The sequence below is a fragment of the Archangium sp. genome (assembly GCF_036277355.1).
Classification (GTDB): Bacteria; Myxococcota; Myxococcia; order Myxococcales; family Myxococcaceae; genus Archangium.
The window spans coordinates 1-25,838 of record NZ_DASUNC010000142.1 but is presented as its reverse complement, the minus strand read 5'-3'; the positions used below and the strand labels follow the sequence as shown (position 1 = coordinate 25,838).

Below are 25,838 nucleotides of genomic sequence, written 5' to 3'. Positions count from 1 at the left end.
GTGAAGACGAACGCGGCACGGTTGCTGGACTCGCTCGGCATCCGCTACGAGCTGCGCGACTACGACGTGGACCTGGAGGACCTCTCCGCCGAGACCGTGGCCGCCAAGGTGGGCATGCCTCCGGAGCAGGTCTTCAAGACGCTCGTGGCCCGCGGGGATCGCACCGGCGTGCTCATGGCCGTGGTGCCGGGCAACGGCGAGTTGGACCTCAAGGCCCTGGCTCGGCTGAGCGGGGACCGCAAGGTGGACACCGTGCCACTCAAGGAGCTCCAGCCGCTCACCGGGTACATCCGCGGCGGCTGCACGGCCATCGGGGGCAAGAAGGACTACCCCGTATTCGTGGATGAGACGCTCGAGCTCTTCGACGTCATCGCCGTGTCCGCGGGCGTGCGGGGCACGCAGCTCGTGCTCGCTCCCGCGGATTATCTGCGCGTCACCCGGGGCAAGGTGGGGCCTATTTCTCGCGACAAGCCCCACCCGTAGACCCTCACCCCGGCCCTCTCCCAGAGGGAGAAGGAGTTCCGCTCAGGCCAGCGGCAGGGTGAAGGTGAACGTCGTGCCCTGACCGAGCTGGCTCTCCACGTCGATGCGCCCCCCGTGCGCCTCGACGATGCCCTTGACGATGGCGAGCCCCAGCCCCGCCCCGGCGTTGCGCGCATGGCGCGCCTGCCAGAAGCGATCGAAGACGTGGGGGAGGTACTCGGGCTCGATGCCCTGCCCCGTGTCCGAGACGGAGATGCGCACCACGCCCTCTCCCGGCTCCGCGCGCAGGCGGATGAGGCCTCCCGCCGGGGTGAACTTGAGCGCGTTGCCCACGAGGTTCTGGAGGACCTGGTGGATGCGGACGCGATCGGCGCGCACGGGGGACAGCCCCGGCGCCAGCTCCACCTCGATGCGCAGGGACTTGTCCGCGGCGAGCAGTTCGTTCGTCTCGCGGGCCATCGTCAGCAGCAGGGCGACCTCCACCTCCTCCATGTCCATCGACAGGCGCCCCGCCTCCAGCCTGGCCACCGCGAGCAGATCCTCGATGAGCCGGTTCATGTCGAGCACGGACTGGCGGATCCGCCCCAGGGACTCGCGGGCGCCGTTGCCGGCCTCCCCCTTGGGGATCTGATACTGCTCGGTGAGGGTGGTCAGCAGGGAGATGGCGCTCAGGGGCGCGCGCAGATCATGCGAGACGATGCTGAGCGTCTCGTTGCGCAGCGTGATGGCCTGCTGCGCGGTGACGTACAGGCGCGCGTTCTCCAGGGCCTGCGAGGCCCGGTGGGCGAGCGCCCGGAGCAGGACGAGCTCCTCGGGGCCCTGCGCCTGGCGCGCCGGACCCAGTACCAGGACGAGCGCGCCCAGGCTGCGCTCGTGCACCACCAGGGGCAGGGCCAGGAGCCGGCCGCCGGGCACGAGCACCGGCTCCCCCGTGCGCACCGCCTGCTCCATAGCCTCCCCGAGGGAATCGCCCCGCATAGACGCCTCCCACGTGGGCTCGCTGGCGGCCACCACCCGCTGCCGCTTCTCCAGGGGCCCCTCCCCGAGCAGGAGCGCGCACCCATCCGCGAGCGCCGGCACCACCAGCCGGGCCACCGCCCGCGCCGTTTCCATGTAGTCCAGGGAGCGCGCCAGCGAGGCCCCCACCTCCGCGAGGAAGCGCTGTGACTCCTCCCGCTTGCGCTGCTCGGTGACGTCCCGGAGCACGGCCGCGTAGATGCGCTCGTCGCCCAGCTCCAGCCGGGTGATGGACACCTCCGCCGGGAACAGCTCCCCATCCTTGCGCCGGCCCTCCACGCGCCGGCGCGTCCCCATGCGGCGCGAGGCCTTCTCCGCGGACGTCGCGAAGCCCTGGAAGTGCTGGGCGTGGGGCTCGCGCTCCCGCTCCGGCAGCAACAGGTGCAGCGACTGGCCCATCACCTCCTCGGGCTGGTACCCGAAGGTGTGCCGCGCCCCCTCGTTGAAGAGCCGGATGCGCTGCTCCTCGTCCACCGCGATGATCGCGTCCGCCGCCAGCGAGACGAGCCCCGACAGCTTCGCCTCCGAGTGCCGCAGCGCCTCCTGGGTGCGCCACTGCTCGGTGATGTCACGGAAGTAGACGGAGACCCCCTCCGGCGAGGGGTACATCACGAACCGCGACCACCGGCCCGGGATGGCGGAGGGCACCTCGGCCTCGAGCGGCACCTGCTCCCGCGCCGCCCGGACCATCAGCTCCTCCAGCTGCGCGCCCGCCTCTCCGGGGAAGCACTCGCGCAGGTGCCGGCCCAACAGTTGCTCCCGCTTCAGCGAGAGGTACCGCTCCGCGTGCTGGTTCGCGTAGGTGGAGCGCCAGTCGCGATCGAAGGCGAGGAACCCATCGGTGATGCGCTCGAACACCGCGTGCAGGCGTGCGCGGGCCGCCTCGGCTTCCTCGCGCGCGGCCTCCTCCCGCGCCAGCCGCCGGGTGGCCTCCTCGGCGACCCGCCGCGCGGTGATGTCCTCATGTGTTACCACCACCCGCATGGGCCCGGGTCCCACGTAGCGGGTGACGCGCATCTGGAACCACTGCGGCGCGGATGCGTCACCGCCCAGGGCGTACTCCTGCTCGAAGCCCTCCCGGAGCCCGGCGAGCACGTCCCGGATGCCCCGCGCGGCGGCGCGCGAGTCCTCCAGCCCCTGCCGCGCGGCCGCGTCCGCCACGGCCAGGTAGTTCTCCCCCACACCGCAATGGCAGTCGCGGCACGTTCCAGCCACCAACCCATGGCGCGCCGCGAAGCGCCGCCAGGCCTCGTTGACGGAGACGATGACACCGGCCTCGTCGAGCACCGCGATGTGCGCCGACAACGAGTCCAGCACCGAGCGCAGGAACTGCTCCGACTCGCGCAGCACCCGCTCGGCCCGCTTCCACTCCTGGATGTCCCGGAAGAAGATCGACAGCCCGTCCTCCGACGGGTACGCCCTCACCTCGAACCAGACGGACAGCGGCGGGTAGTACTCCTCGAAGCAGACCGGCACCTGCTCGGCCATGGCCCGGTGGTACTGGCGATGGAACGCGGAGTGGACCGCCTCGGGGAACTCCTCCCAGACGTCGCGGCCCAGCAGCTCCTGTCTGGAGCGCTGCAGCAACCGCTCCGCCTCGGCGTTGAGGTAGGTGAAGCGCCACTGGCGATCGAATGCGATGAAGGCATCCGTGATGCGTTCCAGCGTGCTGAGCTCGAGGCCCTCGGCCCAGACCGTCTTGGGCAGCAACCGAGCCGCTGGCAGGAGCAATTCCATTCGGGCGTCCATTCACGGAGAGGAGAGAGCAGTGACTTCGTCCGTGAAACCCCAGGATGTCTAGACTCTGTGTAGGCGCGCAAGGGGACGCCCCTCCCGAGGCGCCCCCACGTCCGTCCCCACTCACCTGAAGTTGAGACAAAGGTTGGACATTTTGCGCACCGAGGAGCTCAGCGCTGTCCGCGGGAGCCGAGCAAGCCAATCACCACCGCGGGGATCAACACCGGCAACGCGCGGCGGGTGTGGTGGCTCCACGAGTCGACCCGGATGCCCAGCGCGCGATGCATCGGCCCGCCCGCGGCCTCGCAGCCCACCGCCTCGATGGTGGCATCCGCGCCGCGGCCTTCCGTCATCCCCTTCACCGTGGTGACGAGGTCCAGGTCCTTGAAGTTGAGCGTCTCGACGCCCAGCCAGCTCCGGGCGAACTCGAGCCGGTAGTCGACATGGTCGACGGCGATGACCCGGCCCGCGCCCATGGCCCAGGCCGACCACATCGCGAACAGGCCCACCGGGCCGCACCCGAGCACCAGGACCGTCTCACCGCCCTTGAGATCGCACATCTCGGCGGCCTGGTAGCCGGTGGTGTACGCGTCCGTGATGGGCAGGGCGTCCAGGTCCTCGACGTCCTCGGGGATCTTCTCGGCGTCCACGCCGATGAAGGGCACGCGGACATACTCGGCCTGGCCGCCGTCGTAGCCGCCCATGGTGTGCGAGTAGCCGTAGATACCGGTGCCCGCGTCGGTGGCCGGGTTGGTGTTCTCGCAGCACGCCGTTAGACCCCGCGTGCAGTAGTAGCAGCCGCCACAGAAGATCTGGAACGGCAGCATCACCCGGTCGCCCTTCTTGATGCCCTGGGCCCCCGGGCCCACCTCCTCCACGATGCCCGTGAACTCGTGGCCGAACGTGAACCCGATGCGGGTGTCCGGGACGAGCCCGTGCAGCAGGTGGAGGTCGGAGCCGCAGATCGCCGCGCTCGTCACGCGGACGATGCCGTCCTGGGGATGCTCGATCTTCGGCTCGGGTTTGTTGCGTACGGAGACTCGATACGGTCCGTCATGGGTGAGAGCTCGCATGTCGCGACGTTGTGCACCTTCACGGCAGGTGACACCGCCCGTCCGTCGAGCCCCCAGCGGGCTGCCAACCGATGCATTCGAGCAGCGCTCGCTGGCCTCGGACGCACACCAGCCAGCCTCGTGCCTGCCTGAGCGCCCTCCAGCCCCTCGTGCCTCAACTGGAACGAGCCCGCTTCACCACCTCTGTCCTGTCAGGGGTCCTCCCGTGCCATCAGCTCCAACGCGGCCCGGACCTGCACCAGGCCGAAGCCGAACGCCGCGTCATGGCCCGGAGGCCCGAGATCCTTCGCGGAACGCTCGAGCAGGTCGCGCACCTGGAGGGGGGTGGGTGCTTTGGGTGTCGCGGGAACAAGCTCTCGCGTTCGAGGTGCAGCGACTGCATGTCTTCATCGCTCACCTTCACGCCCGTCGGGTATTCCTCCGTATCGAGCGTATCGAGTGCCGCCTGAATGCGTAGCCCTGTTTCTGTCGTTGTACTCCCAATCAGGTTGACGACGACTGCAACGTAAATCCCCCCCTACCACTCCTCCGCCTGGGCGACCGGCACGGGCGCGGAGAAGCCTGGCGGCGGCGTCCCGCGGAAGGCCCGGGGAAGCTCCACGTAGAGGCCCTCCCCCTCCAGGTCCATCACCTCCTTCTCGGTGACGTCCGCCTTGTCCAGGTGGGCGCGGGCGCGGAGCACCTTCGAACGCCACTCGCCATCCACCAGCATGCGGCGGACCACCGGGTCCAAACCGGGGCGAATGGCCATGAAGCTCCCCTTCACGGGCCACCCCTCGGCCGTCTCTCCCTCCAGCCGGAACTCCTTGGCGACGACCTCCCGGTCGCGCTCCGGCTCGAATTGGATCTGGGTGAGGATTCCACCCGAGGCAATCCGCGAGGCGCCGAGCACGTGGTCCGGGAAGAGCTCTTCCACGGCCGGCCTGGACGGTGGGTTGCGCTCGTCCGCGTGTTGAAGCTCCAGGCCCCGGTGGCGGCGCAGCTTCACCGCCTTCACGGTGATGGGGGTGCCCCACTGGTGCCAGAGCCGGACCGGCACAGTGAGCCGCCCTTCGCCGTCCGCCGTCGCGGGCCCCGGCTGGGCCAGCAGCCGCACCGTCCCCTTCGTCATGAACACCTCGAACGCGGGATTCTTCAGCTCGAGGGCCTTGCTGGCACCGAGCGAGTCTCCCTTCGCGTCGAAGGCCTCGCACCGCACGAGGAAGTACGAGTACAGGGCCGTCTGCGCACGCGCGCTGAAGTCGTGGACGACCGTGCCCTCCGTGGTCTCCACCGTCGTGCCATCATCGAATGACCAGACGTACCGGACCGGGTGGAAGCGCGGATTCTCATCCCGCCCCTTCGCCAGGAAGGAGTCGATGTCGGGGTTGTGGCCGATCGGCGAGGCCGTCAGGCGCACGACGTCCCCGCTGCCGGGCTCCAGGGAGTGCACGAGCTCGAACTCATTGGGGAGACGGCAGTCCTTCACCTCGATGTCCGGCAGCGGGACGGTGGCGTGGGTGCCGTCACGGCCCGTCACGCTCACCGTGTAGCCGCCGCGCTCGGGAAGCCCCCCCTTGGAGGACAGGGAGAGGCGGCGCAGGGAGACGACGGGGCCCGCCTCGCCGCCGACGCGGTAGCGGAGGAAGGCATCATCGGCTCCACCAGGCGTGCGCGCCTTGACGGTCACCAGGACGTCCTCGTTGAAGCAGACGGACGTCTTGTCGGCGGAGACCTCTTCGATGACCGGCGCCGCCGGTGGTGGCAGCCTCGCGATGGGTGGCACCGGCTCTCCCGAGGGCTGCGGCCCGGGGCCACGCGGTGCCAGCATGGAGGGCTTCTGCCAGAGCGGCTCCCTCCCAGCGTGCGGCTCGACAGGCGAGGTGTCCACCGGCCCGGCGGACAGTGGAACCGCCTGCTCCTCGCGCTGGAAGAACCAGCTCAGGAGGGCGAGCGCGGCGAAGCCCGCGAGGGCGAGGAGGGCTTTGTTCCGGCGGCTGCTCATGAAGTGCATCAGTGAACCCATCCCCACCGGTAGGTGTCGGAGGACGACGTGCACTTGCACGTATTGCCGCTCCACCACGCCGGGTTCAGCTCGTACTGGTTGGCATCGCAGTAGCCGCCCTGGCACGCCCAGTCGAACAAGGCGTAGGCGGACGACACGGTGCCGCCCGTCTTGTAGCCCTGCGCCCCGGTGCGCTCGTAGAAATAGCCGCTCGTCTCGATGTCGGTTCCCGAGGGCCCGTCACTGCCCGAGCCCCACTGCGCGGTGCGGTAGCCCCCGGTGTACGCGAAGTCGTGGCCGAACGCCCATCCCTCGGCGGGATCCGTATAGAGCCAGCGCGCGCAGTCGCCCTTGTTCTGGCACTCGACGGCGCGGTCCCACTCCCAGCTACAGAGATCCGGCCTGGACTGGGCGTGGTCGAGCGGATACTTGGATTCACCGTAGCCTCCGCTGCCGGCGCACACGTCGGCGCCCACACCGGTGACGGCCGCGTGGCTCTTCGTGCAGCACGTGTCGTGGGCGTGGGCGCCCGGGTTCGCCTTCATCGCCGTCCAGCCATAGGCATCCCGCATGAAGCCCGTCGGGTCATTGCCGTCAGCGGGACACGTCCTGCCGAGCAGGCCACCGAACACCGCCTCGCAGTTCTGGCCATCGCCCGCCAGACCGTGGGCGTAATCGAGCGTGTCGAACGCGATGTCGTTGTCGTGATTGTCGTTGCGCCAGAACTGCACACAGTCGGCGTCGTAGCCAGCGTGTCCCGCGGCGGGGTAGACCTTCACCCAGGCGGTGACATAGTCGGTGCCGTACCCGCGGGTGCCCGGCCATACCCGGTAGTAGTCGGACACCGAGACCTGCACGGTCTGGCTGAAGATGCGCCCCTTCTTGTCCTTGGCCTTGCCCTGACGCCAGTGGTGGCTCGCACGCTGGACGGACGCGCTTGAGCCCGAGTCCCAACTATAGACATGGAGCGGAGCGCCGTTGTTCCAGCGCTCGATGGGCGCGCGCTGGTTGGAATAGCCATAGTCGGACCACTGCTTGTTGCTGGTATAGACGGTGACGCTGATGATCGACCCGGCGGGAATCTGCCACCAGCCCAGCTCGCGGCTCTCCCACCCGTTGGCCGCGTAGAATTTGGTGCTGGAGTAGCCCCAGGCGTTGCAGGCGCGCAGAACCCGGTGGGTGTACTGCTGCGCCCGCGCGGGCGTGGGCGCCACGAGCACTCCCACGGCGAGGCTGAGAATGAATGCAACTGCCTGGAACCGCTTCATCATGGATTCTCCGGAGGGAGGCGGATTGCGGCCGGAGAGCCAAGACGAGTGTTCCTGAAAAATCAAGTATCTCCAGGATAGGCCGTCAGCGTCCCCCGCGGGGTGCGCTCCTGTACGAGCCAGCCCTCACGGGCCAGGAAGGCCGACACGCGCGCGCGCACCTCGTCGCGAATCCGCCGCACGCGCTCCACCGGCTTGCCCTTGGGATCCTCCAGCGGCCAGTCGTCGCGCTTCAGCCCGGGCACATGCGGACAGGCCTCGCCACAGCCCATGGTGATGAGCCACTGCGCGTCCCGGGCCAGCTCGTCCGTGAGCCGCTGGGGCTTCGCTCCCGACAGGTCGATGCCCAACTCGGCCATGGCGGACTGGACCTCCGGGTGTACGCGCTCCCCGGGCTGCGTGCCGGCGGACACACCCCGGGCCTTCTGGGGATCGGCCAGCGCGTTGAAGAAGGCCGCCGCCATCTGCGAGCGGCCGGCGTTGTGGACACAGGCGAAGATGACCGTCTTCATGCTCTCTCCTGGACAGGGGCTACTTCGGGCCACCGAAGCGGCGGGGCAGCACGGTGGACTCCGCCCCCGGGAAGAACCGGCGCCGCAGCCACAGCGACAGATAGACGAGCGCGATGAGCGCGGGCACCTCGATGAGCGGCCCCACCACCCCCGCCAGCGCCTCGCCCGAGGCCATGCCGAACACGCCCACCGCCACAGCGATGGCCAGCTCGAAGTTGTTGCCCGCCGCGGTGAAGGACAGCGAAGCCGTCTCCTCGTAGCTGAAGCCCAGCTTGCGCGAGAGGAAGAAGGCCGAGGCGAACATGATGATGAAGTAGAGCAGCAATGGGAGGGAGATGCGCACCACGTCCATCGGCAGGCGGGTGATCTTCTCCCCCTGCATCGCGAACATCAGCACGATGGTGTAGAGCAGCCCGAGCAGCGCGGTGGGCCCCAGGCGGGGGAGGAACTTCGTCTCGTACCACTCCTCGCCCCTGAGCCGGGAGAGCCCGATGCGGGTCAGCGCTCCCGCGGCCAGCGGCACACCGAGGAAGATGAGCACGCTCTTCGCGATGCTCCACATGGACACATCGAAGGCGGAGCCCTCGGCCCCGAGCCAGCCAGGGACCACGGTGATGAAGAACCAGCCGAGCACCGAGTAGAAGAGAATCTGGAAGACGGAGTTGAGCGCCACCAGCACCGCCGCCAGCTCGTTGCTGCCGCAGGCGAGCATGTTCCACACCAGCACCATGGCGATGCAGCGCGCCAGGCCGATGAGGATGAGGCCCGTGCGGTAGTGCGGCAGGTCCGGCAGCAGCAGCCACGCCAGCGCGAACATCAGCACCGGCCCCACCACCCAGTTGAGCAGGAGCGAGACGCCGAAGAGCCTGCCTCGCGAGCGCAGCCGGCCCAGCTCGCCGTAGCGCACCTTCGCCAGCACCGGGTACATCATCCACAGCAGCCCGAGCGCGATGGGCAGCGACACCGTGTCCAGCTTCACCGTGTCCAGCCTCGCGCCGAGGTCCGGGAAGGCCCTCCCCAACCCGATGCCCAGCGCCATGGCGGCGAAGATCCACACCGGCAGGAGCCGGTCGATGAAGGAGAGTTTCCTGACGATGCTGTCGGAGGCCGCCGCCGTGGTGGTCATGGTGAGAAGGAGCTCCAGGAGAGAGGAGCCAGCGAGGCGCGCCTCACCGGCATGAATCGGGGCCTCGCGCCGCCAGCAGGCGCTCCACGTCCTGCCTCAGCACCTCGCGCCGGCCGAAGGCGGAGACCAGCGTCTTGAGCTGCTGCTTGCAGAACTCGTCCAACTGAGGGGCCAGCCGGTAGTAGACCCAGCTGCCCTCCCGGCGCGACTCGACGATGCCCACCGAGCGCAACACGCCGAGCTGCCGCGACGCGTTGGGCTGGGACAGGCCCAGCGCCGACTCGAAGTGACAGACGCACAGCTCCCCATGGGAGAGCAGCGCGACGATGCGCAGCCGCGTCTCGTCCCCGAGCGCCTTGAAGAAGCGGGAGGCCTGACGGACATCCAACGTGGAGACAGCGGCGGACATAACGACATCACAATATTCGAATGTCCTGCTGCCGCAACAAGCCCCGGGTGACATCCGCGTCACGGAGCCCGCCTGCTCACTCCCAGTCCAGGTGCAGCCGCCCGTCCGGATAGACGCGGCCCGCGTCCTCCAGGCCGGTGGAGCCGTTCTCCAGCGTCTGGTGCACGTTCCTCGGGGGCGCCAGCAGCGTGTCCCGGCCCTTGATGAAGGACTGCTCCCGCACCAACGCGAGGTACGCCTTGTCCAGCGCCAGCGCCCGCTCGCGCGAGGGGCTCACCAGGAAGGCGAGGTCCTTGTCCCCTCCCCTCGCCGCCCGGCGCACCGTGGCCTCGTCCAGCACCCCGCCCGGGAAGAAACGCGTGAGGATCTCCTCGTTGGCGCGGAACTCGTCGCCCCCCTTCACCCGCTGGAAGTACGTCAGCACCTCGGGGTCCACGTGGCCCCGCTGCGGTACGTCCTTCATCCCGCGCAGGTCCTGGTACCGCCAGCCCTCCCGGCCCGGCACCTTGCGCACGAAGGCGAACGTCTGGTCCACCGTCACGCCCAGGTTGCCGTGGCAGCCCATGCAGTACAGGTGCTCCTCCATCGTCTGCAGGCGCAACCGGCCCTCGGCGTCCTCGATGAACCCCTGGAGTTGCCAGCCGAAGTCGTTGAGCAGCCCCACGTCCGGCGTGCCCGCGTACACCGGCAGCAGGCCGCGCATCTTCTTGTCCTTCTCCTCCTCGTACACGTTCAGCGTGCGCCAGGTGTCAGAGCCCCCCACCTTGCGCATGTAGCGCAGCTCCTTCATGCGTGTGGCCAGCAGCGCGGGCTCGTCCGGATCCACGTAGCGCACGGAGTGGAGGAACTCGGTGCCGCCCGGGTACACGTTGGTGGCCACCGGCTCCTTCCCCGCGCCTCCCACGTACGTCGCCGGCAGGCCGATCAGCTCCGTCACCTCCGCGGAGAGCTGCCCGTCCCGGTCCAGGTCCACTCCAGCCACGCGCTCGTCCAGCGGCTCCACCGTGCGGCGCAGCTTCTCCGGCCGCGACTCGGTGGGCTCGGCCGTCATCGCTGCTTCGAGGATGGACAGGTTGATGCGGTACACGTCCCGCGACGGCCTGCCCGCCGCGTCCCGCCGGAAGGCCGGTGGCAGACGGATGAAGACGTCATCCGTGCTGCCGTTGGTGGGCCAGAAGGTGCCCAGGAAGGGCTTGTAGCGCAGCGCCCGCCAGCCGCTGCCATCGCGCGCGAAGCCGTCCTCGTCGAAGCCCTTCGCGAAGTCCAGGTCCGGCGTGTAGCCCGGGTAGCCCTCGAGCCGCTCCAGCGCCTCGCGCAGCGGTGAGTAGTTGTCCTCGCGGATGTACGCGAGCACCTCGTCGTCCGAGATGCGCGCCACCGCCGCCGAGCGGTCCGCGAAGAGGTTCGTCCAGTGGTTCGTCATCCCCACGTCCGAGAAGGCGTACTCGGACTGCAGGGCGGCATCGTCCATGCCGTTGAGGCCGACGCCTCCCGTGTGACACGTCCAGCAGGGGTTCGCCACGCCGTCCGTCTTCGTGTAGCACATCGAGGGAATCGGAGCCTCCCGGTTCTCGATGCGCATCCCCACCGCCCTCGCCTGGGCGAGCGGATCGTACGCCGGCCTCCGCCCCACGAGGGCCCCGGCCGCCAGCACCGCCAGAAGCGCGGGGGCGATGAAGGCCCCTCGCGCGCCGCTCTTCACGAAACGACGGAACATCCGAAGCGAGCTCCCTGCCGCGTGACTGCGTGACCGCCTACTTCGCGGGCCAACTGCTGAAGGTGTCCTCGCCCGGGTGCTGGACGCTGAAGAACAGCGTCTTCATGTCCGAGCTGAACGCGGGGCCGGTGGCCTCGGCATCGCTGGGCGTCGCCACCACGCGGAAGGCCTTGCCGAAGGTGGGCGCGACCACGCCGTCGGCGCCCGTCTTGTGGGCCGGATCCAGGTCCAGGTAGTAGAGCGCGTCCGCGGAGCTGTTGCCGCTGGCGCCGTAGTTGCCGTCCGTGCCGAACCACACGCCGCCCTCGCGGTCGATGGCGAGGTTGTCCGGGTTGGCCGCCACGTACGTCTGGTCCGTGCCCGGCGTCACCTTCGAGCCCTTCCACACGCGCTCGAAGCTGAACGTCTTCGAGGCGCCCGGGTGGGCCGCGTCGGTCTCGCGAATGGCGAAGATGGCGCCCGTGGTGTCCGTGCGCGCCTTGGTCTCGTCCACGCCCTTGTACGTGGTGCGCGTGCGCGCCACCCACGTGTTGTTGGCCTTGTCCAGCGCGGCGGTGATGAGGGTGCCGTTCTGGCGCAGCGCCGTCTGCTGGCCGTGCTGCGTGAAGGCCACGTAGAGCGTCGGCGTGCCGCTCGGGTCCTTCGGGTTCCAGTCGAGATCCTCGGGCCGGTTGAGCTCCTTCACGCCGATCTTCATGGTGGCGGTGAAGAGCGCGCGCCGGACGTCGGCGTCCGTGGGGAAGCCGCCCATGCCGTTGTAGCTCACGTCACGCAGCGCCTGGCCCACCGTCAGGTCCGGCAGGGTGAGCTCCTCCGCGTTGCCCGCGTACGGCATGGCCTGGCCGGCGTTGGGCGCCTTGTCCTCGTCGTTGTCCACCGACAGGCGGATCCACCTGCCCTCGCCCGGCGCGCCGCCCACGGTGTCGATGCCGCTGGCGTTGTCCAGGTTGGCGAAGTGGGCCACGTAGAGCGTGCCCTCATCCAGCAACTGGCGGATCTCCGCGCGCGTCATGCCCGCGGTGTAGACGCCCTTGCTGACGAACTTGTAGATGCCTCCGCTGCGCCGGTCGTCACCGCCGTAGACGACGATGGGCTCGCCAGGGAGGAGCTTCCAGTCCGCGCCCACCGCGAAGGTGGCGTTCTCCCAATGCGCGCGGCCCATGCCGCCCAGCTTGCGGTGGCCCACGCCCGCCGTGGTCTTCCCGTAGTACTCATCCGGGGCCGCCTCGGGATCGATCTCCGCCAGATAGCCGTTCATGTCCCGCGCGTGGCGCGCGTTCCTCGAGGCCGTGTCCTCGTTGGGCGTCGGGCTGAACTGACCCGACTTCTCCGCGGCGAAGAGGGGCGACACGTTGGCGCCCGCCGCGAAGGGGTTGGTGGTCACCGGGTCCGTCGTCCGGGGCCGGAAGTTCTGGCCGCTCCAGCCCGACTCCAGGTCCCCGTAGTAGTCCTGGACGTTCTCCTCGCCGGAGAAGATGGTGCCCCACGGCGTCTGGCCGCCGGAGCAGTTGGCCTGGGTGCCCACGACCACGCCCTCGGGCAGCTCGGTGCCGTCGTCCTTGTGGTCCAGGCCGGACAGTGGCTGGCCCACCACCTTGAGCAGCGTGCCGCTCGTGGCGTCGAAGCGCTTCGCCGCCGCGCCCCGATCCACCTGCCACTGGTGGGTGGCGTAGTCCTTCACCACGCGGAACCAGGAGCCGCCCACCTGGCGCTTGTACTGCTGCGTGTAGGTCTGCAGGTCCGCGTCCGCCCACCGGGAGGCGTTGACGTCGTTGTTGAGCACGCCCACGTAGCGCAGGAAGCGCGCCAGGACGTGGTGCTGGCCCGACGCGCCGGTGCTCGGCGTGGGACGGCTGTTGGAGATGTACTCGTGGTTCACCCACACCCAGCCCGCGCCGCCGCTGCCGTTGAACTGGGGCGCGCCCGCTCCCTGCCAGCCGTCACCGAAGTAGGCGATGTAGTCCGCGTTGGCGCCGAAGCGCGGCGACGTCTTCGCGTCGTAGCTCTTGAAGGTGAGCGGCTCCAGCCAGCGCACCACCACGTTGGAGCTCAGCCCCGGCACCGTGCGCACGGTGTCCGTGGCGGCGGCCGTCAGCGGGAAGCCGTCCGTGGCCGTGCCCCGCGCCTGGAGGTCCACGCGGCGCTTCACCAGGTCCACCAGGTTCGTCGCGCCCTCCCCGCCCACGAAGTTGACGGCCACCATGGAGGACAGCGGCGTGGTGGGATCCAACGGCGTACGGCCCTCGGCACCCGTGGGGCCCTGCGAGCCCGGAGCACCGTCCGCTCCCGGAGTGCCCGGAGCACCGTCCGCTCCCGGAGTGCCCGGAGCGCCGTTGGTGCCGTTGACGCCATCCCTGCCATCGGCGCCCGGGGGACCCTGCACACCCTGGCAGCCGACTCCGGCCAGGGCGCTACCCAGCAGGAGCGCGCTCGTGGCGAGCCCCAGAAAACGAGAAGACATGAGTGAAACCTTCCTCGGAGTCGTGGAAACGCCCGCCGTTCGGGCACGGGCGCGCGCATCCTGCGAGCACCGTGTGGCGTTCCCTTGAGAAGGGGGTCACATCTTCATCACGGCACGACGCGAATGGACTCCAGGCCCTGGAAGCGCACGGTGCCACCGCGCTCGAGGCCGTGGGCCCTGCTCCAACCGCCGGGCACCTCCAGCACGTAGCGTCCGGGCCGTCCCACCGAGCGCGAGGTGAGCGTACGCGGCTGGGCGTTCTCGACGATGCCGACGATCTTCCCCGCCGAGTCGATGAAGATCATGTCCAGCGGGATGAGCGTGTTGCGCATCCAGAAGCTCTGGACCTCTTCCTCCGGGAAGATGAAGAGCATGCCCTGCCCGGCGGGCAGTTCCTGGCGCCACATCAGCCCGCGCGTGCGCGACTCCGGCGTGGCGGCCACCTCCACGTCCACCCGGTGCACACCGCCCGCGGCGTCCTCGAGCAGCACCCAGGCCCTCGGCAGCGTGGCTCCTACGTATTCCTTCGCATCCACGTCCAACACCTTCCGGCCCCTACCCACTGGCGGGGATGGCTTGTCCCTGGCCTCGGGAGCCTCCCAGGCCATCAGCAACAGCAGCACGGCCCACGGCCCGCGCGGCCAGCGCCGGCTCAACCCTGGTGGAGCTGCTTGTTGAGCAGCTTCTCCGTCAGCTGCGTGCCGAGGCTGTCCGCCATCAACCGCTCCACCACGCCCTCGAACTCGCCGCGCTGGCGGTCGTCGTTGTAGATGAAGCGGATGCCCATGCCGGGCTCCTCGGCGTCGCCCTTGGACCAGACGACCTCGCCGAGCAGCTCGAAGGGCGCCTCGCGCTGGGGCACGGTGAGCTTGAAGAGGAAGCGCGTCCCGATGGGCAGCGGCTTCTTCGTCTTGATGAAGGTGCCACCCTTCGAGATGTTCTTCGTGTAGTCCGCGAAGAACGAGTTGAGCTTCTTGTAGTCCACCTTCAACTCGATGGGCGCTCGAGTGTGTTGGCGGATTTCGGCGCTTGTCTTCTGTTCGGCCATGCTGGGGGGAGTATAGGAGAAGGCCATGCGGCAAGTCCTCTTCCGTGCCACAGAGCTGCTCCGGCGCCCCCCGGTGCTGGTGCTCGCCGGGGCCCTGGCGGCTGGCGGCTCGGCCCTCGTGTTCCTCCCCCTCTTCGGGGTGCCCGGCTTCGAGCTGGGCCTCACCCTCTCCATCGCCGTGGGTCTGCTCGGGGGTGGGGTGGGCATCGCCGCGGTGCACCAGGAGCGCCGCCTGCTCGCCGGACAGGCTCCCGGGCAGGCTCCGGACGCACCGCGCCAGGACACCCCCGGCCGCATGGCCTGGAGGGCCCTGGCCCCCGCCCTGCTCCTCGACCTGGCCGTCCTGGTGCCGCCCTTCCTCGCGGCCACCCTGTACGCCCTGGTCGGCACCCGGTGCGACCCCTTCTCCCTGGTGGGCTTCTACCCCCTGCTCACCGTCCCCTCGGCGGTGCTGTCCGCCGTCGCCGGTGTCTTCTGCGGCTTCGCCACCCGCCGCTGGGGCCGCGCCGTCCTCCTCTACCTGGGGCTCTTCCTCCTCTCGGCGGTGCCCACCGCCTGGCCGCTCGTCTTCGGGCCCCAGGTCTACGCCTTCAACCACTTCCTCGGGCACATGCCGGGGCCCCTCTATGACGAGGCGCTCTCCATCTCCTCCGCCCTCCTCTGGTTCCGGCTGGAGACGCTGCTCCTCTCCCTCGCCCTCCTCGCGCTCACCGTGCTCTGCCTGGACGTGCCCGAGGCCCGCCTGCGCCGCCCCCGCCTGCGCGCCGGGGCGCTCGTGCTGCTCGGCGGGGTGCTCGTCCCCATCATCCTCCTGGAGGCGCATGGCACGGACCTGGGCCTGCGGATGACGGACGAGGCCCTGCTGGCGCGGCTCGGCGGGGTGCGCGACACGGAGCACGTCCAGCTCGTCTACCCCCGGGGCCTGCCCCGCGAGAAGGTGGAGCGGATGGCGCGGGACATCGAGTTCCGCTACGCCCAGCTCGCGCGCTTCCTCGGCGCCGCCCCCGAGGGCCGCATCCGCGTGTGGCTGTACCGCTCGGACGAGGAGAAGCAGGCGCTGGTGGGCGCGGGCCGCACCCAGTTCGCCAAGCCCTGGCGCCTGGAGCTGCACATCAACGGACGCGAGTTCCCCCACTCCGTCCTCAAGCACGAACTGGCGCACGTGATGGCGGCCCCGGCGGGCAGCGCGCCCTTCCGCGTCACCACCCGGCTGGGCGTGTGGCCCCTCATGGGCGTCATCGAGGGCATGGCGGTGGGCGCGGACAACGCCGTCCAGGGAGATCTCACCCTGCACCAGTGGGCCGCGGGCATGCGCCGGCAGAAGCTGGCCCCGGACATCCGCAAGCTGGTGGGCCCCGAGGGCTTCTACCAGTCCGCCCCCGCCCGCGCGTACACGCTGGTGGGCTCCTTCCTGCGCTACCTCGCCGACACCTACGGCCCGGACAAGCTGCGCGCCCTCTACGCCCACGCCGACTTCCAGGCCGCCTACGGCCGCCCCCTGGACGCGCTCGCCACCGAGTGGGAGACGTTCCTGGACTCGCTGCCCCTGGACGAGGCCACGGTGAGCCGCGCCTTCCAGCGCTTCCGCACCGGCAGCCTCTTCTCCCGCGCCTGTGCCCGCGAGGTGGCCCTCCTCCAGGAGGAGGCCCGGGACTTCCTCGCCAGCGAGCCGCAGCAGGCCCTCGAGCTGTACCAGCGCGCCGCCCGCCTCCAGCCCCAGGAGCCCTCCTTCCTGCTGGGCCAGGCCACCGCGCTGGACAGGCTGGAGCGGCCGGACGAGGCCTCCCAGGTGCTGGCCGCGCTCGCCGAGCAGGTGAAGGGCCAGCCCTCGCTGGAGGCGGAGGTGGCCCTGGCCCAGGCGGACACGGTGTCACGGCGGGGGAACAAGGAGCAGGCACGGGCCTTCCTCGAGCGGGTGCTCGCGCTCGCCCCCAGCCCGGAGGTGACGCGCACCGCCCAGGTGAAGCTCGCCGCGCTCGAGTCCGAGTCCCGCGCCGGCCCCATCCGCTCCTACTTCCAGGAGACACAGGAGGAGCTGCGCCTGTTGCGGCTCGCCACCGCCCTGGAGGGCACCCCGAAGGACCCCTACCTGAACTACCTCCTCGGCCGGCGCCTGCTCCAGGTGGACGCGCCCGTGGACGCCCTGCCCCACCTCTCCCGGGCCCTGGAGGGCGAGCTGCCCGATGCCCTGCGCCGCGAGGCCCTCCGCCTCCGGGTGCAGGCGGCCTACCTGGCCGGGGACTGCGGCACCGTCCGCCACGAGGTGGGCGCCCTGCCCGACTACGGCCCCGCCTTCCGCGCCGTCACCTCCGAGTGGGCCGAGCGCTGTGACTTCGAGGACCGCCACTTCGGGGGCCCCCTGGTGCCCCGCGACGCTTTCCGATAGACGCGCCAGCCACCCGGCTTCAATCCCCTCGCTCCCGGCACGGGGAATGCACCTTCCCGTGCGCGGTTGCCCCTCACGGAGACTCCACGACCATGAATGTCCGTCCGTTGCTCGTCTGTGCCCTGCTGGTGTTCGCCGCCTGCACCCCCCGCAACATTCCCGGCACGCAGATCGCCGACACCGAAGACAACCGCGCCATCATCAACGTGATGGAGCGCTTCCGCGCGGCCCTCGAGGCCCGGGATGCCAAGGCCCTCCAGGAGCTCGTCTCCAAGTCCTTCCGGGACAACGCCGGCACCGAGGACCCGTCGGACGATCTCACCTATGACAACCTGCCCCAGGCGCTCCCCGCCCTCTTCGCCCGGATTGACTCGCCCCGGGTGACCATGGACATCCGCAAGGTGGACGTGAAGCAGAACGGCGTGGCCACCGTCATCTACTACTGGAACGCCACGTGGCGGGCGCCGGGGCTGCTGGACAAGCCCCAGCGCGACTCCGAGCTGGAGCAGATGGTGCTCCAGAAGGAGGACGGGAAGTGGCGCATCGTCACCGGCTTCTGAGCCGGTAGGCCCGGCCCGCGCGCTCAGACACCGACGAGCGCGCGCAGGCCCTCGGGCCCCATGTGCGCCAGGGTGCGGGCCCGGGCCAGGTAGGTGCGGAAGTCCTTCGGTGCCAATTTGTCAGGCGGCAGCCCGGACAGGTGGAAATCCCGGATGCGGCTGGCGGTGTAACGCACCGCACCGAAGAGCGCGTGGCCGAAGAGGCTCTCGCGCTCCACCGGCACCAGGGAGCGCTCCACCTGGTAGCCGCGCAGCAGCGCCCGGCACAGCTCCGGCCGGTAGGCGCCATTGTCGAAGCACCACGCGTTGAGGGTGATGGCCACGTCCAGCGCGTAGAAGTCCCGGCACGCCATCTCGAAGTCGAAGAAGGCGCTCACCCGGTCCCCCAGCCACTTCACGTTGTCCATGAAGAGGTCCGCGTGGATGATGCCGCGCGGCTCCAGGCCTCCGCGCGCCGCCTCGGCCCGGGCCAGGTAGCCCCGCAGCTCTCCGGCGATGGCGGACAGCTCCGCGTCCGGGTGGCGCTCGAGCTCCTCCAGCCAGCCGCCCACCACCTCCGGGCCGTAGGGGTTGGGGCGCGAGCCGCTGAAAGACAGGGTGACGCGGTGCAGCTTGCCCAGCTCCAGGCCCAGCGACTCCAGGTGCTCCGGGGTGAGCTGCGCGCGGGTGAGCTCCTCGCCCGCCAGCCACGCGAAGACACTCACCCGGCCCCCCTCCATCTCCAGGAAGGGAGCGCCCTCGCGCGTGAGGAGGAGCCGCGGCGCGGGGCAGTGGGACTCGTGGAGCAGCGCGAGCAGCTCCGCCTCGAAGCGCAGCACCTCCGCCGAGCGCACCGTGGTGTGCCGCACGAAGAAGCGGCCCGAGGCCGTCACCAGCCGGTAGTTGGAGTTGATGGAGCCCTGGGGGATGCCGATGAACTCGCGCACCGTGCCGAGTCCGTAGGCCTCCGCCAGCCGGCTGAAAGCCTCCGCGTCGATGGTGGTGTAGAGCGCCATGATGTCCTCCCCGCGGCACACGCGCCGCCCCGGATGGGTGCCCCGCGTTGACGCTTCGGGGTGCCGTGCCTATCTACGGCCGACCCCATCGTCTCATCCATAAACGTCTGAAACCATTCAAATTTCAGGAGGCAGCCTCCATGACCCCGACGAATGGAAGCCCCGGCGGACCGCGGGACGGGAGGAGGCGGGAGAGCCTGCCGGGCGCGCTGGTGCAGCTGGGCGTGGTGGCGGTGATGCTGGCGGGCGCGGTGACGTACGTGGTGCACCGGGGACAGGTGCGCCAGCAGGTGGACGCGCGGATGAAGGCGGCGCGGACGCAGGCCCAGCGTGACAACCCGGCGGACCTGCGCAAGGCGCTGGAGGAGCTGGAGGCCCTCTTCCAGGTGGAGCCGGACGCGAAGGATGCCCGGGCGCTGGCGGCGGACGTGAACATGCGGCTGTGGCTGGAGTACCGCCAGCCGGAGGCCGAGGCGAAGGCCCGCGAGCAACTGGCGCGCGCCGAGGCCCTGGACTCGCGCTCGGGCGAGCGCTACGGCACGCGGGCGATGGTGCTGCTGGCCGAGGGGAAGGCGGCGGAGGCGGAGAAGTACCTGGAGGACTTGAAGACGCAGGGCGCCAAGAGCCCGAAGCTGGCGCTGGCCGAGGCGCAGGCGCTGCGGGCGCGCGGACGGCTGTCGGATGCGCGGCAGGCCTTCGCGCGGGCCAGTGAGGCGGCGTGGAGGGAGCCGCGCTACCCGGTGGCCCACGGAGAGGCGCTGATGGACGAGGGCATGTACGGCCAGGCCGCCGAGGCGCTGAAGAAGGCCACGGCCGCCAACCCGGAGCACCTGCGCGCACGGCTCTCGCTGGCACTCGCCCGGCTGTACCAGGGCACGGGGCGGGAGGAGGCGGCGAAGACGGTGTCGGACGTGCTGGCGCGCGAGGCCGAGCTCTCCCCGGCACTGAAGGCCCGGGCGCTGACGGTGCGGGCCGCGCTGGCGCTGACGGGAGGGAACACGGACGAGGCGCTGAAGGATGCCGGGGAGGCACTCGCCGCGTCGCCGGAAGAGCACCATGCGCTGTTCATCCGCGCGCGGGCGCTGGCGATGAAGAAGGACGCGGGCGCGCGCACGGCCTTCCAGGAAGCGGTGGCGAAGCGGCGCACGGCCACCCTGCTCTACCTGGATGGCGCGAAGGCGCTGCAGCAAGCGGGGGATGGCGAGGGCGCCCTGGCGCTGCTGGACGGCTACGAGAACGTCTTCCGCGACGTGCAGGTGCCGGCCCCCGAGGGGAAGACGGTGGCCGCCCTGGATCGGGATGACCGGTACTGGCTGGCGCGGGGCCAGGTGATGGAGGCACTGGCGCGCTCGGAGGACGCGATGGCGGCGTACGACCGGGCACTGGCGGTGAAGGGCGTGGGCATGGCGCGTGCGCAGTACGCCAAGGCCGCGCTGCTGCTGGCGCGCAAGGACTACGACGCGGCCCGGCCGCTGCTCACCGAGGTGGCTCCGGAGAACGGCATGGGCGCCATGCCCGAGGCATACGAGGCCATGGGTGAGCTGCTCTTCGCCAAGGGCGAGTTCGCCAAGGGCTGCCAGCACTACTTCTTCGGGTTGAGCCGCGCCCAGTTGAACGGGACGCCCGTCGAGGCACTGAAGGCCAAGGCCACCAATGTGGAGAAGCGCCTGGCCTCCGAGGGCCAGCCCGCCATGGCCAAGGCCTGGAAGACCGAGACGGACGCGCTGCTGCAGTAGGGGCACGGGCTCGACCAGGGGCCCGTGGCACCCTCACCCCGACCCTCTCCCGGAGGGCGAGGGAGAGGATTTCAGAACAGCTCGGTGGGGCTCAGGGAGCGGTGCTTCGCCTGCACGATGCGCCACTCGCCGTCGTCCTGCTTCTCGAATGTGCCCTCGATCAGGTAGGCGCTCAGCACGCTCTCCTGCGCCAGCGTCTCGAGCTGATCCGTCTCCGAGCGTCCGAAGATGATCTTCATCTGCACCTCACCGCGGCTCGGGTTCACCTCGGTGACGTTCAGGTCCTTCACGAAGATGCGGACCCAGTTGCCCCGGAGCACCTGCCCCAGCAGCACGCTCTTCACCTGACGCTTGTCCCACCCCTCGCCCGTCTGGAAGTTCTCGGCCACGCCCTCCATCAGCTCGGCCATGTCCTTGCGCTCGGCGGCGTCGGTCATCTGCACCACCTTGCGCGTGATGGCCTCCTTCACCCCGGGCTCTTCCCGAGGCCAGAAGGCCAGCACCGCCCCCGCCGCCACCAGCCCCAGCACCACTCCCAGTACCTGCCCTCTCGACAACGTCATCATGCGCCGCCGTCCGTCAGCAGCTCGTCCGCGTCGATGATCTCCGCGGGCCGCAACGCCTCGCCAATCTGCTTCAGCCGGCGATCCGAGAGCTGCTCCAGGTACTTCTTGATGTGCGGATACGTCTTCACCAGCTCGTGGAACGCCGCGCGCTCGAGGAAGAACGTCGCCGTCTTGCGCGCCGACACCACCGTGGCCGTCGCGCGCAGGCCCGTGAGCAGGGAGATCTCCCCCGCCACCTCCCCCTCGCGCAGCACGCCCAGGCGCACCGTGCCTCCCGCCGGATCCTCCTTCTGCACCACCAGCTCGCCCGCCAGCACCAGGAAGAGGCCCGGCGAGTGCTCGCCCTCCACCAGCACCTTCTCCCCGGGCTGCAGGGCCCGGAAGGTGAAGCGCTGCAGGAGCGCGGTCCGCTCGGACTCGGGCATGGGCTGGAACAGCGGCGAGGTCGCCATCACGTTCCGCTCCATGCGCTTCTGAGCGAAGGTGGCCAGCACCTGCGGCATCGACGGGAAGCTCTTGGCCACCGCGTTCAGGTGCTCGCGGCGGATCTCGAACACCTCGATGTCCGACACCGCGGTGATGCTGGCCGTGGTCAGCGCGCCCGTGAGCAGCGACAGCTCTCCGAAGATGGAGCCGCCCCCGAGGAAGCCCAGCGTCCGCTCCTCGCCCTCCGCCTGCCGCGTCACCTCGGCCTTGCCGGCGACGATGACGTGCAGCCGGTCCGTGGCCTCGCCCTCGCGGCTCACCACCTCCTCGGGCTTGATGGAGCGGTAGCCCATGCGGCCCACCAGGTCGATGAACGCGTCACGCTCCAGGTCCGCGAAGAGCGGCAGCGGCGGCCGATCATTCGGGTTGGCCGTGCCTCCCGGATCCGGCGCGGCGAGCACCTCGATGGCCCGGTCGCTCAGCTCCTCGCCGGACAACCCCATCAGGTCCGTGTCCACCTTGCCGTCATAGAGCGTCTCCGGCGGCAGCGGCGGAGGCACCGAGGCCCGTCCCGTCACATTGCGCGCCGCTCGAGCGTGCAGCCGCACCAGCGTGTCCTTCAGCCGCCGCTCCTGGGGCGCCAGCTCCAACCCCAGCTTGCACGCCGCCATCGCGGACAACAGGTAGTCGCGCCGCAACAGCCCCTCGGCGCAGGCGTGGTAGACGGTGACCGCCCGCTCCCGCTCTCCCAGCTCCGCCAGACACCGCGCCGCCAGCATCCGCGAGCGGTGATCCGCCGGGAGCCGGCGCACCGCCTCCGCGAACACCGCGAGCGCCCGCTCGAACTGGCGGTCCTCCAGCAGGTCCAGCCCCAGTTCCCGCAATGATGACTCGTTCATCCCTGTCCTCCACGAACCATGGACACCGACCCTACCCCACTCCCTACTGTTCGAGCGCCAGGAGTTGTGTCTCCGCCTTCGTCTTCAGCTCGGAGCCCTCGGACGCGAGCTGGAAGACGAGCCGGAACTTCTCCGTCGCCTCCTCGGGCTCCCGGTCCTTGATGAGGTAGGCCTGCCTGAACACGTCATTCAACTTCGCCTGGACGGATGCCAGTCCCGCCTGGGCCTTCTCGTCCTCCGGGCTCAGGCGCAGGGCGTCGTTGAAGAAGCCGTTGGCGTTGGCCAGGTCGCCGCGCGCCAGGGCGGCCTTGCCCGCGACGACGGCGGAGGCGGCGAGCTGGCCGTTGAGCGTGTCGCCCACGGGCCCCTTGAAGCCGATCTGCCGGTACAGCTCGGCCGCCGAGCGCAGCGGACGGGCCGCGGACTCCAGGGCGTTGGCCTGCACCTTGCGCTGGGCGTCCTGGTAGACGCGCGCGAACTGGGGCAGCAGCTTCTTGAGCAGCTTCGCCCGGTCGCGGATCTCCTTGTCATCCGAGTGGGCGTCGATGACCCGGTCGCACTCGAGCGCCGCGCGCGAGTAGTCCCCCGCGTTGAAGCGCTGCTCCACCGGGGAGAAGGCGGCGGCGATGAAGGCCTCGCGCTGCTCCTTGGCGCGGCGGGCCGCGGCGGCCCTCGCGGCGCGATCCTGGGCGGCAGCGTCCCGGTCCTCCTGGGCGATCAGCGCCTCCAGCTCCTCCAGCTTGCTCAGGTAGAGCGGCTGGCGCTCGATGGGGAGCTGACGGATGAGCGCGCGGGCCCCTTCCACGTCCCGGGCATCCAGCGCCATCTCCACCTGCTTCACCCGCCAGGCGACCTCCGCCGTGGCCAGCTCGGCGTCGAGCTTCTCGCGCATCTCCTCCGTCTTCACGGTGCCGTGCGGCGTCTTGGAGAGCAGCGCGCGGGCCTCCTCGAACCTGTTCTCGCCGGCCAGCTGGCGCACCTGCTCGAAGGCCTGCACGATGGCCAGCTCCGCGCGCGCCGTCTGCAGGAAGCCATGGGTGGGGATGCCCGGAAAGGTGGCCTCGGCCTCCTCGGCCAGCTTCACCGCCTGGGCGTAGTCGCCATTGCGGAAGGCGGCGCGCGCCTGCTGCATGAGGTCCTGGGCGAGCACCTCCTTCGGGTTGGGCGGCGGAGGGGGCGGCGGGCCCCGCTTGATGAAGAGCACGCCACCTCCGATGAGGGCGATCAGCAGCACCAGCGCGGCGGCGGCCAGCAGGCCCAGGTTGGTGCGCGGGGGCGGGCTGCGGCGCGGAATGTCCCGGATGTCGCGCACCTGCGTCTTCTTGTCGCGCTCGGCGTCGGGCTCCGCGCCCTCGGGGGTGGCGCCAGCGTCACCCGCGGTCCCGGCGGCCCCGGCCTCGGCGGCCTTCTTCGCGGCCTCCTCCGCTTCCTTGGCCTGACGCTCGGCCTCTTCCTTCTCCTTGCGCTCGGCCTCCTCGGCGGCGAGGCGCATCTGCCGGACGGCCTCCTGCTCGTCGATGAGGCGAATCCTCGTGCGGCCGATGGCGATGACGTCGTTGTGCTTGAGCTTGCACTCGTCCACGCGCTCGTCATTCACGCGGGTGCCGTTGCCGCTGACGAGGTCGCGCAGCATCACGCCGCTCTCGCCGCCGTACACCAGCTCCACGTGGCGGCGCGATACGGACTGGTCCAGGAGCATGAGATCGCAGTCCTGTCCCCGTCCGATGACCATGCGGACGCTCCGGAAGCGCTTCTTCCGGCCCTGATCCGGGCCCTCGAGGATCTCCAGCGTCAGGGGCGGACCGGCGCGCGTGGCGTCCGGGTTGTCGTCATCCTCCACGCCGGGCGTCGGGGTGCCCTCGTCGTCGTAGCCCTGATCGCCCGTGTCCTCGTCGGGCGGGTACGCCTCGTCCTCGGCGGCGCCGTACTCCTCGTCTCGGGGCGCATTGCGGCGCACCGCGCTGGCGGACTTGATGCGGGTGCTGTCCTGCGGAGCCTGCTGCGGCTCGTCGGAAGGGGACCTGCGGGAGGAGCGGCGGTTCGGGGGGGCCATGCGGTCCGGCATCTTAGAGCGCCAGCCCCAACACGCCCAACCCCGCTTGAACACAAGAGCTTTCCGGACGGATGCGGCCGGCTTCCACCCGGATGGAGACCCCTCACTCGCAGTCGGCTACGAGTGAAGCGTCCCCTGAATGTAGGCACATGTAAGCCCGCTCGTAATTGACGACGAGTGACACCCGTTCCGGAGCGCCCGGCGCACGCACACGGCAGGGCTCCATCAGTAGACGATGCAGTCGAACTTCTCGATGACGGCGCGAAGCTCTTCGGGGGTCGTCTCGAGCAGCCTGGCGGAGGCGGGAGCGTAGTAGGTCAGTGCCCGGGTCGCCGGTGGATTCTTGAGGAGCGTATCCGGGAGGATATCTCCATGGACGCCTGGCCATTTGACGCCACGCAGCGCAGGGGCTCGCGCGATAGGGTCCAAGATGGTGAAGCAGGGCCACTTGGGAAACCGGAGGGTGGCGGGGTCACAGCCCATGATGCGGCAGCCGTCCATGCGGGCCTCGGAGAAATCACAGTCCTCGATGCCCCCGTGCCCCGCCCTCTCCGAGTAGCCAGGCCAGTGCCCGAAATCGCAACCTGATAGCCGCCCCTTGAACCGGCATCCCTTCAGGGAGGCGAACACCCATTGCTGGTGGTTCTTCAACTCCTGCTTCACCTCGAAGGTGCAGTCGATGAACCGCGTGTCCTGGTCGAAGATCAGGTTCCCGCCGGAGACCTTCAGGACGAGGGTACAGTTGCGGAACGTCACGTTGGAGCCAAGGAAGTAGAGCGACCCCTTGTCTGTCAGCTCCAGCCGCTCGTTCTCGATGACCCGGTCCTCGTAGAAGACCTTGTTGTAGAGCATCCATCGCCCTCTTCAGAAGGTGAGCATCCGGAAGAACTCGCCCGCCATGCGCCGGCCATGCCGCGCCAGATTCGCCTCCGTCCCCGAGAGAATCTCGTACTTGAAGCCTCCCGGGACTTCCACATCGACGCCCTTGTTCCGGCTGAAGTTGTAGAGGTGCTTGAACTGACGGCTGACCTCGTTCTCCACGAAGCGCCCCCGGGCCTCGCGCTCCAACAGGCGGGCCAGCCAGTATTTGCCCTGCTTCTCGGCCCTTTCGATGGCAACGAGCTCGTTGTTCGAGAGCAGATGAGGCCCCCACTTCCTGGCGGCACGGGTGACGGCCTCCTGGAGCATGTCGCCCACCTTGTCCTCGGCGGGAATATCCGCGGCCGACTTGCCCCGGGGCAGGACGGCGTCCACATACTGCACCCCCGACATCACTCCCCAGCTCCGAGCAGGTGACGGTGACCTTGCGTGGGCACCCCCTCCAAGGAGTGCGGCTGCCAGTTACTCAGGCCTTTCGTACCCAGGACGGCCAGCGTTACGTC

21 protein-coding genes and 2 pseudogenes are annotated in these 25,838 nt (G+C 70.0%); 4 read left to right on the top strand and 19 right to left on the bottom strand.

Going from position 1 to position 25,838, the window contains the following annotated elements; all coding sequences use genetic code 11:
• Positions 1 to 483, top strand: a complete 483-nt coding sequence (gene ybaK / locus VFZ09_RS34510; protein ID WP_329731999.1) for a Cys-tRNA(Pro) deacylase — start codon at positions 1 to 3, stop codon at positions 481 to 483.
• A gap of 42 nt (positions 484 to 525) precedes the next feature.
• Here the strand turns inward: ybaK and VFZ09_RS34505 are convergent, their stop codons facing one another.
• From VFZ09_RS34505 to VFZ09_RS34445, 13 genes and pseudogenes are all read right to left on the bottom strand, one after another.
• Positions 526 to 3,237 carry a PAS domain S-box protein gene (locus VFZ09_RS34505; protein ID WP_329731998.1) on the bottom strand — a complete coding sequence of 904 codons (2,712 nt, stop codon included), beginning with the start codon at positions 3,235 to 3,237 and terminating at the stop codon, positions 526 to 528.
• Between the two features lie 266 nt (positions 3,238 to 3,503).
• Positions 3,504 to 4,310 (bottom strand): annotated as a pseudogene (locus VFZ09_RS34500) (alcohol dehydrogenase catalytic domain-containing protein); the annotation flags it as partial.
• A gap of 191 nt (positions 4,311 to 4,501) precedes the next feature.
• Positions 4,502 to 4,624, bottom strand: coding sequence for a hypothetical protein (locus tag VFZ09_RS34495; protein ID WP_329731997.1), 123 nt, complete (start codon positions 4,622 to 4,624; stop codon positions 4,502 to 4,504).
• 38 nt (positions 4,625 to 4,662) lie between these two features.
• A pseudogene (locus VFZ09_RS34490) lies at positions 4,663 to 4,809 on the bottom strand (ISAzo13-like element transposase-related protein); the annotation flags it as partial.
• Positions 4,810 to 4,827: 18 nt separating this feature from the next.
• Positions 4,828 to 6,294: a hypothetical protein gene (locus tag VFZ09_RS34485; RefSeq protein WP_329731996.1), complete on the bottom strand. Its 1,467-nt coding sequence runs from the start codon at positions 6,292 to 6,294 to the stop codon at positions 4,828 to 4,830.
• Positions 6,295 to 6,302: 8 nt separating this feature from the next.
• Entirely contained in the window at positions 6,303 to 7,565 is a 1,263-nt protein-coding gene (locus VFZ09_RS34480) for a hypothetical protein (protein WP_329731995.1), read from the bottom strand.
• 59 nt (positions 7,566 to 7,624) lie between these two features.
• The gene (locus tag VFZ09_RS34475) at positions 7,625 to 8,074 is read right to left on the bottom strand and encodes an arsenate reductase ArsC (protein ID WP_329731994.1); all 450 of its coding nucleotides are present in this window, start codon (positions 8,072 to 8,074) and stop codon (positions 7,625 to 7,627) included.
• A 19-nt stretch (positions 8,075 to 8,093) separates the two neighbouring features.
• Positions 8,094 to 9,200 (bottom strand): ACR3 family arsenite efflux transporter, encoded by a 1,107-nt coding sequence (gene arsB, locus VFZ09_RS34470; protein ID WP_329731993.1) that lies wholly within the window; start codon positions 9,198 to 9,200, stop codon positions 8,094 to 8,096.
• A 43-nt stretch (positions 9,201 to 9,243) separates the two neighbouring features.
• Positions 9,244 to 9,609 (bottom strand): metalloregulator ArsR/SmtB family transcription factor, encoded by a 366-nt coding sequence (locus tag VFZ09_RS34465; RefSeq protein ID WP_329731992.1) that lies wholly within the window; start codon positions 9,607 to 9,609, stop codon positions 9,244 to 9,246.
• 76 nt (positions 9,610 to 9,685) lie between these two features.
• Positions 9,686 to 11,326 (bottom strand): hypothetical protein, encoded by a 1,641-nt coding sequence (locus VFZ09_RS34460; protein ID WP_329731991.1) that lies wholly within the window; start codon positions 11,324 to 11,326, stop codon positions 9,686 to 9,688.
• Between the two features lie 37 nt (positions 11,327 to 11,363).
• Positions 11,364 to 13,787: an alkaline phosphatase PhoX gene (locus VFZ09_RS34455; RefSeq protein WP_329731990.1), complete on the bottom strand. Its 2,424-nt coding sequence runs from the start codon at positions 13,785 to 13,787 to the stop codon at positions 11,364 to 11,366.
• Positions 13,788 to 13,894: 107 nt separating this feature from the next.
• Complete coding sequence (locus VFZ09_RS34450) at positions 13,895 to 14,395, bottom strand: DUF192 domain-containing protein (protein WP_414640781.1); 501 nt, start codon at positions 14,393 to 14,395, stop codon at positions 13,895 to 13,897.
• A gap of 44 nt (positions 14,396 to 14,439) precedes the next feature.
• Positions 14,440 to 14,862: a TIGR02266 family protein gene (locus VFZ09_RS34445; RefSeq protein WP_414640779.1), complete on the bottom strand. Its 423-nt coding sequence runs from the start codon at positions 14,860 to 14,862 to the stop codon at positions 14,440 to 14,442.
• Here VFZ09_RS34445 and VFZ09_RS34440 point away from each other — a divergent pair.
• Both VFZ09_RS34440 and VFZ09_RS34435 read left to right on the top strand, forming a co-directional pair.
• A complete protein-coding gene (locus VFZ09_RS34440) occupies positions 14,861 to 17,221 on the top strand; it encodes a hypothetical protein (protein ID WP_329731988.1) in 2,361 nt (786 codons plus the stop codon). The genes VFZ09_RS34445 and VFZ09_RS34440 overlap by 2 nt on opposite strands.
• Positions 17,222 to 17,313: 92 nt before the next feature.
• Entirely contained in the window at positions 17,314 to 17,781 is a 468-nt protein-coding gene (locus VFZ09_RS34435; protein WP_329731987.1) for a nuclear transport factor 2 family protein, read from the top strand.
• 23 nt (positions 17,782 to 17,804) lie between these two features.
• Here the strand turns inward: VFZ09_RS34435 and VFZ09_RS34430 are convergent, their stop codons facing one another.
• Positions 17,805 to 18,776: a homoserine kinase gene (locus tag VFZ09_RS34430; protein ID WP_329731986.1), complete on the bottom strand. Its 972-nt coding sequence runs from the start codon at positions 18,774 to 18,776 to the stop codon at positions 17,805 to 17,807.
• A 140-nt stretch (positions 18,777 to 18,916) separates the two neighbouring features.
• Between VFZ09_RS34430 and VFZ09_RS34425 the strand changes: the two genes are divergently transcribed.
• A complete protein-coding gene (locus VFZ09_RS34425) occupies positions 18,917 to 20,512 on the top strand; it encodes a tetratricopeptide repeat protein (RefSeq protein ID WP_329731985.1) in 1,596 nt (531 codons plus the stop codon).
• Between the two features lie 71 nt (positions 20,513 to 20,583).
• On the opposite strand, the gene VFZ09_RS34420 is transcribed toward VFZ09_RS34425, so the two are convergent.
• The 5 genes from VFZ09_RS34420 to VFZ09_RS34400 form a co-directional block, all read right to left on the bottom strand.
• Complete coding sequence (locus tag VFZ09_RS34420; RefSeq protein ID WP_329731984.1) at positions 20,584 to 21,078, bottom strand: hypothetical protein; 495 nt, start codon at positions 21,076 to 21,078, stop codon at positions 20,584 to 20,586.
• Positions 21,075 to 22,403, bottom strand: coding sequence for a cyclic nucleotide-binding domain-containing protein (locus VFZ09_RS34415; RefSeq protein WP_329731983.1), 1,329 nt, complete (start codon positions 22,401 to 22,403; stop codon positions 21,075 to 21,077). Before VFZ09_RS34415 ends, VFZ09_RS34420 begins: the two co-directional genes overlap by 4 nt.
• Positions 22,404 to 22,446: 43 nt before the next feature.
• A complete protein-coding gene (locus VFZ09_RS34410; RefSeq protein ID WP_329731982.1) occupies positions 22,447 to 24,456 on the bottom strand; it encodes an FHA domain-containing protein in 2,010 nt (669 codons plus the stop codon).
• 225 nt (positions 24,457 to 24,681) lie between these two features.
• Positions 24,682 to 25,308 (bottom strand): hypothetical protein, encoded by a 627-nt coding sequence (locus VFZ09_RS34405; protein WP_329731981.1) that lies wholly within the window; start codon positions 25,306 to 25,308, stop codon positions 24,682 to 24,684.
• Positions 25,309 to 25,320: 12 nt separating this feature from the next.
• On the bottom strand, positions 25,321 to 25,728 hold the full coding sequence (locus VFZ09_RS34400; RefSeq protein WP_329731980.1) for a hypothetical protein: 408 nt from the start codon (positions 25,726 to 25,728) through the stop codon (positions 25,321 to 25,323).
• Positions 25,729 to 25,838: the final 110 nt, after the last annotated feature.

Bases quoted from the DNA above. Each gene is read 5' to 3' on its own strand.
- VFZ09_RS34460 (WP_329731991.1), bottom strand. From the start codon at position 11,326: ATGTTCCGTCGTTTCGTGAAGAGCGGCGCGCGAGGGGCCTTCATCGCC.
- VFZ09_RS34430 (WP_329731986.1), bottom strand. From the start codon at position 18,776: ATGGCGCTCTACACCACCATCGACGCGGAGGCTTTCAGCCGGCTGGCG.
- VFZ09_RS34405 (WP_329731981.1), bottom strand. From the start codon at position 25,308: ATGCTCTACAACAAGGTCTTCTACGAGGACCGGGTCATCGAGAACGAG.
- VFZ09_RS34410 (WP_329731982.1), bottom strand. From the start codon at position 24,456: ATGGCCCCCCCGAACCGCCGCTCCTCCCGCAGGTCCCCTTCCGACGAG.
- VFZ09_RS34455 (WP_329731990.1), bottom strand. From the start codon at position 13,787: ATGTCTTCTCGTTTTCTGGGGCTCGCCACGAGCGCGCTCCTGCTGGGT.
- VFZ09_RS34480 (WP_329731995.1), bottom strand. From the start codon at position 7,565: ATGATGAAGCGGTTCCAGGCAGTTGCATTCATTCTCAGCCTCGCCGTG.
- VFZ09_RS34415 (WP_329731983.1), bottom strand. From the start codon at position 22,403: ATGAACGAGTCATCATTGCGGGAACTGGGGCTGGACCTGCTGGAGGAC.
- VFZ09_RS34440 (WP_329731988.1), top strand. From the start codon at position 14,861: ATGCGGCAAGTCCTCTTCCGTGCCACAGAGCTGCTCCGGCGCCCCCCG.
- VFZ09_RS34435 (WP_329731987.1), top strand. From the start codon at position 17,314: ATGAATGTCCGTCCGTTGCTCGTCTGTGCCCTGCTGGTGTTCGCCGCC.
- VFZ09_RS34465 (WP_329731992.1), bottom strand. From the start codon at position 9,609: ATGTCCGCCGCTGTCTCCACGTTGGATGTCCGTCAGGCCTCCCGCTTC.
- VFZ09_RS34475 (WP_329731994.1), bottom strand. From the start codon at position 8,074: ATGAAGACGGTCATCTTCGCCTGTGTCCACAACGCCGGCCGCTCGCAG.
- VFZ09_RS34445 (WP_414640779.1), bottom strand. From the start codon at position 14,862: ATGGCCTTCTCCTATACTCCCCCCAGCATGGCCGAACAGAAGACAAGC.
- VFZ09_RS34450 (WP_414640781.1), bottom strand. From the start codon at position 14,395: ATGGCCTGGGAGGCTCCCGAGGCCAGGGACAAGCCATCCCCGCCAGTG.
- VFZ09_RS34400 (WP_329731980.1), bottom strand. From the start codon at position 25,728: ATGTCGGGGGTGCAGTATGTGGACGCCGTCCTGCCCCGGGGCAAGTCG.
- VFZ09_RS34505 (WP_329731998.1), bottom strand. From the start codon at position 3,237: ATGGAATTGCTCCTGCCAGCGGCTCGGTTGCTGCCCAAGACGGTCTGG.
- VFZ09_RS34420 (WP_329731984.1), bottom strand. From the start codon at position 21,078: ATGATGACGTTGTCGAGAGGGCAGGTACTGGGAGTGGTGCTGGGGCTG.
- arsB (WP_329731993.1), bottom strand. From the start codon at position 9,200: ATGACCACCACGGCGGCGGCCTCCGACAGCATCGTCAGGAAACTCTCC.
- VFZ09_RS34485 (WP_329731996.1), bottom strand. From the start codon at position 6,294: ATGAGCAGCCGCCGGAACAAAGCCCTCCTCGCCCTCGCGGGCTTCGCC.
- VFZ09_RS34425 (WP_329731985.1), top strand. From the start codon at position 18,917: ATGACCCCGACGAATGGAAGCCCCGGCGGACCGCGGGACGGGAGGAGG.